This is a genomic window from Bacillus sp. SH7-1, assembly GCF_008042405.1.
Taxonomy (GTDB): domain Bacteria; phylum Bacillota; class Bacilli; order Bacillales; family Bacillaceae_G; genus Bacillus_A; species Bacillus_A thuringiensis_N.
Map to the genome: position 1 here is coordinate 1 of NZ_QNUD01000014.1, position 12,371 is coordinate 12,371.

Below are 12,371 nucleotides of genomic sequence, written 5' to 3' on the forward strand. Positions count from 1 at the left end.
AGTAAAGTAGAAGTACAAAATAAATCTGAAGTATCATTGAGTGAAGAAGATAATAAGAAATCAAAACTTCTTCCTCAAACAGGTGGAGTGTCAACAGAAGCTACTTCTGTTATGACAGGTATGTTTTTATTACTTTTCGGAGCGATATTGTTTAGACGTCAGAAAAACTAATGAACATGAAAGTTCGTTCAGAAACAAAATGCATGTAAAAAAAGCGGAGACTACGGGTCTCCGCTTTTTTATTTTCGTACGTAGCTAATCAGAACTTTACTTATTAAGTATTGTTTTTAAAATCATATGCTTTATGTTCTTACGAAATCGGGTGATTAGCGTAATGATAATTATACCGAAGAGAATTGTCCATATGTGTTGCTTTAGTATTTGGAAGATCTCTTCTAAATTTTCACCTAACCAATAACCACCGATTAAGAAGAAGGATACCCAAAATAGAGCACCTGAATAAATTGTCATCGCAAAGCGGCGAAATGGTAAGTTGATAATTCCTGCAAAGTACCCTGTGAAATGACGGACACCTGGGATGAAAAAGGCGATAAAGATTAGAAAGTAGCCGTATTTATCGAACCACATTTTTGTTAGATTAATTTTTTTGGGGGTTAAAAATACATATTTCCCGTACTTCTGAATGAAGGGCATGCCTAGTTTATTTCCTACAAAGTATTGGAAGGTCATACCTACACTTGTCCCAATGAAAGATAACACAATTAAAATGGGTAGACTCAAATCTCCTTGGTGTGATAAAAATCCTGCATAGGCTAAGGTTGGCTCTCCTGGAAACGGAAGCGCAATATATTCTAAAAGTAAACCGACAAGTACTACATAATACCCATATTGCTGAAATAATTCATGAATCCATTCCATGTTGTGCGCTCCTTTTTAAGTGAGTTCTCTCTATTTAAATCGATTTGAACCAATAATAGCGGAAGCTTTATTGGTTCATACTTAATATAGCTCTTTGCTAAGTAGCAAAGAGCATGGAAGTGCACATATTACTATGAGTTAAAGTTATAGCGGTACAAAAACACGTTGAAATCTTCTTTTGGTCCAAAATTAACTGCTTTTTCTTGTATACGCTGGAAGTTTTGTCTGTCATAAAATGCATAGTTGCATGCGTTATCTGTATATAAATATAAAGATGTTACCTCTTCTTTTTTCATGTATTGGAACAAATCGTTTAATAAATATTTTCCAACACCAAGACCTCTCGATTCTTCAGAAACGATAAATAATTGTATACAGCCTTGAAATTGATCTTCTTTTCCTTGTATGAGTTCTTTATATGTTTTTTTTACTTTTATAAATGCTTTTAAGAATTCCTTATTCTCTTTATTCGTTAGGAATAGTTTCAGCGTGTTATAGGCAAAGCTAACGGTGTTATGAAATCTCTTTAAACGTTTTTTATCTTTTTCAGAATCGCCTAAAATGACACCGATCACTTTATTATCCTTTTCAGCTACTTTACTGAAGGAACTGCCTAAAATACAACTGTGTAAATAAAAGTTTAATACTGAGTTTAAAAAATTTTTATCTGTAATAAATTCATTAAATCCAAATGCTTCACCGATTAAATGTTTTATAGGCTCATAGTCTTCCTTAACAAGACTTCTATATGTTACTGTGCTCATAATTGTATACTCCCTTTATTAATGTAAATGACTTATTATAAATAGTAAGGTCTCCTCTAAGGGGAGAGTCAATGGTTGTATGCAAAAAAATATAAAGGAAGAGATGCAAATGAAAAAGTTATTTTCTATTGGAGAAGTTGCAAAAATAAAGGATATTACGATAAAAGCGCTAAGATACTATCATAAGATGGGGATTCTTATTCCAAAGCATATTGATGAATCAACGGGGTATAGATATTATTCGATAGATCAATTTATTCACATTGATATTATAAAAAGCTGTAGAGAGCTGAACACAAGTATAGTAGAACTGCAAGAGATCTTTAAGGAATGTAATACGGATAAATTACTGCGATTTTTACAAGTGAAGAGAGAAGAAGCGGAAGATCATATAAAGAAAATGAAAGAGGTAATGGAAACGATTGATGACTTACATGCGAAAGTAAGGAGTTCGCAGGAAATATTAAAGAATGATGAAATCTCTATTGGATTTTTTGAAAAGCGTTATGTCGTTGTTGCGCCTTGTAAAGAAGTAGGGAGTTTACAGGAGTTACTGTATTATTCCGATTTAGAGAAAATCGTACAAAATTATGAAGAGAAAATGGAAATGGAGATGGGAATTCTCTACAATGTAAATGAAAATTGGAATGTAGAACCGAAGTATGTTTTTAATAAAGTACGAGATGATGTACATATGGAAGAGATGCAAAATATAAAAGTGTTACCGAGCGGGAAATATATAACGTTAGCGTATAGTAAAGAGAATGAAGAGGAACGTAGAAATACTATGATTAAATATATAAAAGAAAATAATATAGAAGTGGAGAGTTTTATTGAAGTGGAGTTAGTTAGTGATGTCTTCAATGCAGAGACATATAGTTGTCAAATCCAAATTTTTATAGGGGATAGTGAGAATAAGAAGTTTTGATGCTATACATTTAGGAGGACGATCCAAAAAGCCTACTTACTTAATAAGAGAGACCGTCCCTAAAAATGGGACAGCCTCATTGAATCGTATTATTTACGTGAAAAACCTTCTTCATCAAGGTATTCCGCAGCTTCTGGATAAGAGTTGAATGTACCGTCTAAATTTACACCAGCGTACACGTTCCACATATCATCCTCTGAGATAAGAGTAAGGATATGACCATCTTCGTTATGCCATTCTTCTTCTTTTGCAGGTTCTGCAGGAACTACGATTTCTTCTTGTGACAATAGTTCAATTGATTGCTCAATTACTGAACGTAACTCTTCTGCTGAAAACTCGCGGATGTTAATCATACCTTTATCATCCGTTTTATAACCTTTAATACCATTTGCATATACAAATCCGTTTCCGTTTGGATGTAAATGATAAACAACGTTCTTTTTATCTAAACGACTTTCTTCAAAGTGAAAGTTCACACGTTTTAATGATACGTTCTTTCTTTCTAATTCAGGGAAAGATTCAATAATCGATAATTTTTCTTCAAAAGTTAGCATAGTGCCTCCAAATATATAATAAAAGATTTAATTTGTTCATTATACCATAGTTATAATCGTTTCCAAAGATGCGGCGTGAGCTTATAATTGAATGCGTTTACGTCACGATACTGTAAAAAGTGGACTAACGAATGTATCTTTTTAGGTGTACAATGGAAAATGGACTTTATATGAAGGTGGTTATTATATGTTTCAAAAAATAGCAAAGGAATGTTTAGCAGGTTTTACTGTTGCGATTGTTGCGTTGCCACTTGCCATTGCATTTGGTATTGCCGCAACGGGAACGTCTGAGGGAGCATTAGTCGGATTGTATGGTGCGATTTTTGCAGGTTTATTTGCGGCGTTATTTGGTGGTACACCTGGGCAGGTTACGGGGCCAACTGGGCCGATTACGGTTATTGCAACAGGGGTTATTGCGACGCACGGATTAGAGGCGAGTTTTATAGCCTTTATGATGGCGGGACTGTTTCAAATTTTATTCGGTGTATGTAAGCTTGGGTCTTACGTGCGGTACATTCCGTATCCTGTCGTTTCAGGATTTATGAACGGAATCGCATTAATTATTATTTTAGGTGAAATGAAGCATGTGCAAAATAGTTTTCTACTTGTAGTATTAACGATTATTGTAATGGTTGTTTCTGGAAAATGGATTAAGGCAATTCCATCTAGTTTAGTTGCATTAGTTGGTGTGACAGCTATGCTTCCTTTATTTTCTTCTGCGTTAGAAGGACTTACAGTGAAGTTACCGATTATCGGAAACCTGTCATTAAATAAGGTGATTGAAAAGATTGGAACGATTCCAGAAGCGATGCCGACGCTTCATATTCCATCTTTAAGTGGAGCAGGCATAGCAGAACTTATTTTACCAGCGCTTAGTATTGCTTTATTAGGATCGATTGACTCGTTGTTAACATCGGTCGTAATGGATAATGTGACGGGTACACGTCATAAAAGTAATAAAGAACTGGTCGGACAAGGTATCGGTAATATGATGAGCGGATTGTTTGGCGGATTAGCAGGGGCAGGTGCGACTGTACGATCTATCGTAAATATAAGAAGTGGCGGTAAAACGGTGCTTTCAGCAAGTATGCATAGTGTTATATTATTTATTTTCATTATGGGACTTGGATCAGTCGTGCAATACATTCCGCTTGCTGTATTATCAGGTATTTTAATTTTAACGGGTATTGGAATGTTTGATTGGGAAAGCATGAAGAAAATGCATGTAGCACCAAAAGGTGATGTCATAGTTATGCTCGTAACGATGGTTGTCACAGTGAAGTTTGATTTAATGATCGCTGTTGCTTTCGGTATTATTCTGTCGTTCATTATATACATGGTGAAATGTAAAGAACGTAAAGCTTCTATTGTAAAAGAAAAGGAAGCGACGTATACGATTCAAGGACCGCTCTCCTTCCTATCAGTAGACCGTATTTTTACTACTTTACAAGATGTGAAGTCACCGATTGTTTTACGTATGAAAGATGCGCGCTATATGGATGTATCCGGAGCTATGGCGTTATTGAATTTTATTGAGCAGTCGGATAAGTCAGGAGTGAGTGTGACACTAGAACAAGTGCCTACTCATATTGAAAAAACGTTAGTAACGATGGCGAGTAATGAGCAGAAAGATAAATTACAGTTTGTAGAAGCTGATGTTATGTAAGGAAATGCCCTCGTATGAGGGTGTTTTTTTATTGCACTTAATATCTGTATATCGCAATTTTTTATGATTATTGACATTTATTAATCTTAGCAGTATAGTAACATTTTAGATTAGGTATGTGATATTATAATAATGTATATGAATTTTGAGATTCCTTTTTTTTCAGAAGGAAGAGCTTTAAGCTGGAGGGAATAATTGATGTACAAACAGTTACCACACGGAGTGAAGATTGGGATTACACGCTCAATTGTTGTTTCTTTTGAGAAGTATATGAAAGAAATTGAATGGAACGAAGAAAAGTTTGATATGCAACAATTTGTTGAACAGTGGAAACAGTATTTATACACAAAATCAACTTGGATCAATAAAGTTGATGACGAGTTGAAAGGACATCCAGATTTCCATCAAGCGTTAGCAATGAAAGTAAATGAAAAAATTAATGAGTTTATTAATGAAAAACCGAGCGAAGAGCAAGTAGAGCAATTAACGAGAAATAAAGTGAAGCATGCAGATGAAATGTGCAAATTAGAAGCTGAATATCATATTGAACGTTTATTAGTAACGAAATAAATTTTACATAAAGAAAAAGCCTGTCCGAAGAGATATGATGACCATCTTTTTGAACAGGCTTTTTTGTATGAAAAAAGACGAAGAGAGGCAGCTTTGGAAGCAGCCTCTCTTTATGATTAGTCTTGTGGTACAAGTGCTTTCCAAGAAGATAGGTCCATATCTTCTTTTAATATAGATGAAGCAGGGAAGACAAATGACCATGGTTTTGTAGTGTTTGTTTTAATTTCAAGGTTAGGTAATGTGAAAGCGCCTTTAACAACAACTGCACCCGTGGCATCCTCAATATGAAGAGGAAGTTGCTCTAGTTGAATGTTGTCTTTACAACCGTTACGAATAAGAAGCGTTGTATGTAAATCACCGTTTTCTTTTCTTGCAGCTTGCAGGCCTAGGAAGTTAATTTCACCTTCGCTTGGAGGTGTTAAATTGTCTACGAAATTACGTAAAGCGTCTTTGCTTGCTTCAGGTAACTGAGCTTCCCAAGATGGATCTAAATCTAATCCATGCTTGCTTTCAAGTTCAAACGCTAATTCCCAATCTGTTTGCGATAATGCAGCATCTGTAATTGACTCTTGCTCAAATGTAAAAATAAATGGCATATTTACATTTGCAGGAATATCTCCTAATGCAGAAAGGTTAAATGTTTTGCGTGCGCATAGTTTCTTCTCTTTATTTAGAAGAATTAATGTAACCTCTTCGAAAGAAATTGGTTTCGGAACAGTGCTGCGAATAAATACAGCTACGTCATAACCATTATCACGCTTTTCAATCTCAATTCCAGATAAAGAAATTTGATATTCTTGTAAACGTGGTAGTTCTTTATGTAAAAATTGATAAATATATTTTTGTTCTTGTGCTACTGCACCCCAGCTAGGGTGGAAGTAAAGTGTTGGTTTTACAGTTTTATTTTCAGTATTTGTATCTTCTTGTCCGAATAATTGATTACTAGAGACAGTCGTATCTTTTCCGTTTTTCTTAGCTTTTTTTAGGAATGATAACATAATCTTTCACCTCGTTATTGTACGTTTTCAGGAACACCTAAATGTCTTGCAACATAGCGGCACATTTCTTTTTCGAAATTACCATATGTGTATAAAAAGATATCTAAACCTTCTTTTTGATAAAGACGAGTAGGGTCTTCTTGTTGATATTGTCTTAGCCCGATGCCTTCTTTTAAGTGGGTCATTGCATCTAAATGATTAACCCAGTTCTGATCTAGGAAATGAAGGGCAACATATCGTAGCGACTGTTGTAAATCAGTATTGCTATTTAGCTCATTTACGCGCTCTTTATAAAGAGATAATGTTTCTTTCAAAACGGATTGTAAATCTTCCGGTGAATGTACATTATTCGCTGATAGTGATGGTATATTTTCTACTGGTAAAATTTCGTTTATATTTGCTGTTAAACGAGCAAAATCCCATTCTTCCGGAAGCATACCTTCTAAAAGATATTGATTAGAAATGGCTTCTACAGCATGATCAATCATTGGAATAATAATTTCAATCATATTTGTATCTTCTTGCAACAAGTTATTACGTAATTTATAAATAACGTTACGTTGGTCATTTATTACATCATCTAACTTTAAATTGTACTCACGCATTGAGAAGTGGCTACCTTCACAAATTAATTGTGTACGGTTCACGAAGTCATGCACTTTTGAAGTTAGAATAAGTCCTGTTTCATCTGTTTTCAGTGATTTAGTTAATTTCTCGACTTCTTCCTGTGCGAAACGTCGTAACATTTCATCTTCTAAAGAAAGGAAGAATTGAGAGCTACCTGGGTCACCTTGGCGACCAGCACGACCTTTTAGCTGATTGTCAACGCGTCTTGATTCATGGCGTTCTGTCCCAATTACATGTAATCCGCCAATTTCATGAACACCCTCACCTAGTAAAATATCAGTACCTCGTCCGGCCATATTCGTTGCAATTGTAATTTGTCCTTTTCGTCCAGCAGTTGCGATTAAATCGGCCTCTTGCTCTGCGCTTTTCGCATTTAATAATTGATATGTAATATTTGCTTCATCTAAGTAACGAGCAACGGTTTCTGATTGTAAAATAGACATCGTTCCAATTAAAATCGGGCGTCCTTGTTTATTGTGTTTTAGAACATCTTCACGTACAGCTTTATATTTAGCATCAGCTGTTACGTACACGACGTCATTTTTGTCTTCACGAATGATAGGACGGTTTGTCGGAATCGGCATAACTTCCATGTTATACACTCGGTTAAATTCTTTTTCTTCCGTTTTTGCTGTACCTGTCATACCAGATAATGCTGGATACATACGGAAGAAGTTTTGAATTGTAATGGACGCCTGTGTTTGGTTTTCTTCGGTGATTTCTAGACCTTCTTTTGCTTCAAGAGCTTGGTGTAAACCGTCACTTAAAGAGCGACCATCCATAACACGGCCCGTGAAAATATCTACAAGTAGAATTTTTTCATCATGTACAATATAGTCAACGTCACATTGGAAAGCGACATGAGCTCGTAATGCTTGAATCATATAATGATATAAAGTTTGATGCTCTAAATCATATAGGTTCTCGATATCGAATAAATCTTCTATTTTTGTAATACCGTCTTCTGTAAAACTAGCAGATTTCGATTCTGCATCGTACGTGTAATGAAGGGTATCCTGGAATGATTTAATAACTTTGGCACATAAATAGTGTAAATCAGAGCTGCTTGATTTCTTACCAGCGATAATAAGAGGCGTCTTCGCTTCATCAATTAAAACGCTGTCAATCTCATCGATAATAGCAAAATGATAGGGACGTTGTACCTGCTCATTTTTTGAAGTAGCCATATTATCGCGTAGATAGTCAAAGCCAAATTCTGTTCCAATACCATATGTAATATCAGCTTCGTAAGCAAGTTTCTTTTCGGCAGGATCGATTTGAGGAATATTCAATCCAACCTTTAAACCTAGAAATTCATGAACTTGGCCAATCAATTCTTTATCTCGTTTTGCTAAATAGTCATTTACAGTAATAACGTGAACGCCTTTTCCTTCAAGCGCACGTACGTATGTTGGAAGAGAAGAAACTAATGTTTTCCCTTCGCCAGTTGGCATCTCTGCAATATTACCTTCTAATAGTACAAGACCACCAATTAACTGCACATCGTAGTGACGTAATCCAAGTACACGTTTTGCCGCTTCACGTACAACAGCGAACGCCTCTACTTTTATATCATCCACTGTTTTTCCATCATGTAGCATGTTTTTAAATGTGATCGTTTTATTACGTAATTCTTCATCAGATAAATCAGATAGTTTTTCTTCTAGATTATTAATGTCTTGAACAAGTTGTTCATATTTTTTTAGTTTTCTCTTTTGAGAATCTCCTAACAGCTTTTTTACCGAATTCAGCATGTTGTAAACACTCCTCTTACTGACAATAGCTACATTATAGCACATGTTTATACTGAATAAGTAGAAGTAGTAAATTGAAGAAAAAACTGGATAGAAATAAGAAGTTATTGCACATACTATATTTAAAACCTAGAAAGAAAGAGAGTATTCAATATATAAGAAATTTGGTATGATAGCTAAATGAGATAAAGTGAAATTTTTCAAAAAAGAGAAGAATATAGCTATCTCGTTTTATGATGTAGTATGTATGGAAATTATATATTGAAAGAAAAGAGCTAGAAAATGAATAATAAGTTTGTGAAAGGCGCTGCGATTTTAACGATTACAACGTTTTTATCGAAAGTGTTGGGAAGTTTTTTTCAAATCCCATTACAAAATATAGCAGGAGATGAAGTGCTTGGGATCTTCCGCCTTGTTTTTCCTGTATATATGATAGCTTTAACTTTATCAGTAGCGGGAGTACCGCTAGCTATATCACAGTTAATCGCTGAACTTCATGAGAAGAATGATAAAGATGGGATTGCTAAATTATTTACATCAGCATCTATTATTGGAGTAATATTTGGAGTGCTTGGATTTTCGGTTATTATGATTGGATCAAGTATGTTTGCAAATATGCTTGGTGGACAAGATACGAGACTCCCATTAATTGTTACTTCGTTTGCTTTATTAATCGCACCATATATGGCGGTATATAGAGGGTATTTCCAAGGTTTCGGAGATATGATTCCTACCGGGGTGTCACAAGTAATTGAGCAGTTCATTCGTGTTTTCTTTATGTTAGCAATTGCATTCTTATTTGTATATTGGAATAAAGCGAGTGATGTTGTAACAGGCGGTGCAATGATTGGTTCTTGCCTTGGGGTAATTACGTCACTTATCTATTTGAGATTGAAGTATGTAAAAAGTATATATCGTTATAAAAGTAATACATATTCACTGCAAGATTTTAAAGATAATGCAAAAAAAATACTTCGGGTTTCGATTCCAATTGCAATTGGAGCATTATCGATGCCGGTGTTAAATTTAGTTGATTCTGTAACGATTCCACATATGCTACACGGATCCACTACAATGATTCAAGAACAATTTGGTATATATAGTCGTGGCTTTGCGTTTACACAATTAATTGTCGTGTTTGCAAGTGCGATGGTATTTCCGTTAATCCCATTGTTAACTGCTGCATTAACAAAGAAAGATATGGCGTTAGCAAAACAAACAATTGAACGAACAAATGAGCTTGCTCATGTTTTAACAACACCGATAACAATCTGGTTCATGGCACTTGCAATCCCGTTAAATGTTGGATTGTTTACAGATGCTAAAGGGAGCGGAATGTTAGCTATTTTAATTGGTAGTTCGTATTTCACATCACTTATGGTATTATCAATAGGAATTTTGCAAGGAATTAACCGTTCTAAGCAAGCGGCGTGGATAGTTGTTGGAGCGAGTTTTGTAAAAGTCATATTAAATATAGTACTCGTAAGTCAATTTGGCATAACTGGTGCGGCTTATAGTACACTTATCATATATATCATGATTTGTATCGTAAATTATATATACATTCGAAAAGAATTGGCTTATTCGATTCGAGTGAGGAGATTTTTTGCTGTCATTGGAGTATCTAGTATAGTAGGTATAGGATTGTATTTCACATCTACTTTCATAAATGTGGTAGATTCTAGACTTATTGCAATAATATATAGTGGTTTAGCATTTTGTGTGGCCTTATTCATATATGGCATATGCGCATTAAAGTTGAACTGGATATCAAAAAAGCAAATTCCATTTTTACGTAAGTAAATTTGTTCATAAATGAGTATGGCTATTTATATGTTTGTGAAAGAAATCAATTTAAAGTTATCCAACTTTTCTTGTTAAAGAGTTGATAGCAATTTGTTGAATGACAAAAAGTTGATTGCGAAATGTTGGAGGAGATTAAGAGTGCGGTTAGTTTTATCAGGATATTATGGTTTTTATAATGTTGGGGACGAGGCAATTTTGCAATCAATTATTAAAGCGCTACATGAAGAGGATCCTACTCTTGAGCTTGTTGTACTTTCGAATGACCCCGACTATACAAAAAAAATGTACGGTGTAGAGGCAGTAAATCGCTGGGATATAAGAGCGATTTATAAGGAAATAAAGAGAAGTAATGGCTTAATTAGTGGAGGGGGAAGTCTCCTTCAAGATAAAACGAGTATTAAAAGTATTTTGTACTATACAGGTATTATGCGGATTGCTCGTTTTTTGAAGAAGCCGTATTATATTTATGCGCAAGGAATCGGCCCAATTACGAAAAGACAAAATCGTTTATTAGTGAAATGGCAAGTATCAAAAGCGGAATATATATCAGTTCGTGATGAAGATTCATTTTTGTATTTAAAAGAAATTGGTATTAAGAAAGATATCGAACTAGTTCCAGATCCAGTATTGGCATGTCAACCAGAAGGAATGAAATCGGAGTGGCTGCAAAAACATTCGATTCAAGGGAAAGTAATTGCAGTTAGTGTGAGGTATTGGGATGCGAAAGAAGATTATATGAAGAAGCTAGCAGATACGCTGAAAAAATTTAAGCGTGATGGATACCATATTTTATTCGTACCAATGCATGGACCGTTTGATCAAAATGCATCACGCGATATTATTAATTTAATGGGAGAAGAAGCTCATATGCTTCCGTATAAGCTGGATATTCATGAGAAAATTGCAATTTTGTCGGAATGTTCGCTTCTAATAGGTATGAGACTTCATGCGCTCATACTATCTGCGGTTGCTAATATCCCTATGGTTGGTATTTCATATGATCCAAAGATCGATTCATTTTTACAACAAGTCAATCAGCCGATCATCGGAAACGTAGATGGTGACTGGACAGCTGAAACTTTGTATAATGTGGCAACGAAGCAACTAGAACAAAAAGAATATGTACAAGAAACGTTGGAACAAAGAGTAGAAGAATTGCGAGAGCAAATTTCAACAGCATCTCGATACATCATAAGTGACTTGAATTCAAAAAAGTTTAAAAAAAGAGGAATGGAATCTTAATTTAAGAGGACATCCTCTTTTTTATTTTTGAAAAAAAGAAAATGTCGAAAGAAAAAATATATTTGTAGAAAAATGTCGAATTACGCAAGTGGTTGTAAAATTATGCTCATAAAAAAAGAATTTTGAGAGAGAAGATGTATGTTTAAAAATCCTAACATTAATATATAGGTAATGTTAGGATTTAGCGTTTTATTTAGTAAATTATAAGAAAATAGGTATGGTAATTTCGAAAAATCTGATCGTAATAAAAATGTCGAATTATAGAAAAATATAGTGTCGATTAATGTCGTAATATCTTCATAGTTAAATATTGAAATTGGAAAGGTTTTTCTGTTATAGTTGTAAATGGTTATAAGAAGATTGTTAAAAATGTAATTCTGACGCGTTTTCCTATTTATTTAAAATATTCTGATTATATAATCTGAGTCTTTTGAAATGAAAGTCGATAAAACGACCGTTTAGAATTGTGAAAATTCACTTTTTTGTCGAATTTAAGGTTTTAAATTGGATGAAAAGGGTGTATGATTTCTTTATGATTCTGTAATACGGGATATTCTATTATTCTGTATAAAGAATACTTTAA

The 12,371-nt window shown here is 34.4% G+C and carries 11 protein-coding genes; 6 read left to right on the forward strand and 5 right to left on the reverse strand.

Features of this window, described 5'->3' with window-relative positions:
* Positions 1-36 precede the first annotated feature (36 nt).
* Complete coding sequence (locus tag DN390_RS13390) at positions 37-171, forward strand: LPXTG cell wall anchor domain-containing protein (protein WP_255443961.1); 135 nt, start codon at positions 37-39, stop codon at positions 169-171.
* Positions 172-267: 96 nt separating this feature from the next.
* Here DN390_RS13390 and DN390_RS13395 read toward each other — a convergent pair whose 3' ends face one another.
* Both DN390_RS13395 and DN390_RS13400 read right to left on the reverse strand, forming a co-directional pair.
* A complete protein-coding gene (locus tag DN390_RS13395) occupies positions 268-879 on the reverse strand; it encodes a DedA family protein (protein WP_147807537.1) in 612 nt (203 codons plus the stop codon).
* A gap of 131 nt (positions 880-1,010) precedes the next feature.
* The gene (locus DN390_RS13400) at positions 1,011-1,643 is read right to left on the reverse strand and encodes a GNAT family N-acetyltransferase (RefSeq protein WP_147807538.1); all 633 of its coding nucleotides are present in this window, start codon (positions 1,641-1,643) and stop codon (positions 1,011-1,013) included.
* 79 nt (positions 1,644-1,722) lie between these two features.
* Here DN390_RS13400 and DN390_RS13405 point away from each other — a divergent pair, with 79 nt between their 5' ends.
* Complete coding sequence (locus DN390_RS13405) at positions 1,723-2,571, forward strand: MerR family transcriptional regulator (protein WP_147807539.1); 849 nt, start codon at positions 1,723-1,725, stop codon at positions 2,569-2,571.
* Positions 2,572-2,660: 89 nt separating this feature from the next.
* Here the strand turns inward: DN390_RS13405 and DN390_RS13410 are convergent, their stop codons facing one another.
* Positions 2,661-3,125, reverse strand: a complete 465-nt coding sequence (locus DN390_RS13410; RefSeq protein ID WP_000955004.1) for a hypothetical protein — start codon at positions 3,123-3,125, stop codon at positions 2,661-2,663.
* 187 nt (positions 3,126-3,312) lie between these two features.
* Here DN390_RS13410 and DN390_RS13415 point away from each other — a divergent pair, with 187 nt between their 5' ends.
* Together DN390_RS13415 and DN390_RS13420 are read left to right on the forward strand one after the other, a co-directional pair.
* A complete protein-coding gene (locus tag DN390_RS13415; protein WP_147807540.1) occupies positions 3,313-4,791 on the forward strand; it encodes a SulP family inorganic anion transporter in 1,479 nt (492 codons plus the stop codon).
* 198 nt (positions 4,792-4,989) lie between these two features.
* Positions 4,990-5,361 (forward strand): hypothetical protein, encoded by a 372-nt coding sequence (locus tag DN390_RS13420; protein ID WP_060629718.1) that lies wholly within the window; start codon positions 4,990-4,992, stop codon positions 5,359-5,361.
* 116 nt (positions 5,362-5,477) lie between these two features.
* Here the strand turns inward: DN390_RS13420 and DN390_RS13425 are convergent, their stop codons facing one another.
* Together DN390_RS13425 and secA2 are read right to left on the reverse strand one after the other, a co-directional pair.
* A complete protein-coding gene (locus tag DN390_RS13425) occupies positions 5,478-6,359 on the reverse strand; it encodes an accessory Sec system S-layer assembly protein (RefSeq protein WP_147807541.1) in 882 nt (293 codons plus the stop codon).
* A 14-nt stretch (positions 6,360-6,373) separates the two neighbouring features.
* Positions 6,374-8,740 carry an accessory Sec system translocase SecA2 gene (secA2, locus tag DN390_RS13430; protein ID WP_098296729.1) on the reverse strand — a complete coding sequence of 789 codons (2,367 nt, stop codon included), beginning with the start codon at positions 8,738-8,740 and terminating at the stop codon, positions 6,374-6,376.
* Positions 8,741-9,022: 282 nt separating this feature from the next.
* Here secA2 and DN390_RS13435 point away from each other — a divergent pair, with 282 nt between their 5' ends.
* Positions 9,023-10,543 carry a putative polysaccharide biosynthesis protein gene (locus tag DN390_RS13435; RefSeq protein ID WP_147807542.1) on the forward strand — a complete coding sequence of 507 codons (1,521 nt, stop codon included), beginning with the start codon at positions 9,023-9,025 and terminating at the stop codon, positions 10,541-10,543.
* 141 nt (positions 10,544-10,684) lie between these two features.
* Positions 10,685-11,788 (forward strand): polysaccharide pyruvyl transferase CsaB, encoded by a 1,104-nt coding sequence (gene csaB / locus DN390_RS13440; protein WP_147807543.1) that lies wholly within the window; start codon positions 10,685-10,687, stop codon positions 11,786-11,788.
* Positions 11,789-12,371: the final 583 nt, after the last annotated feature.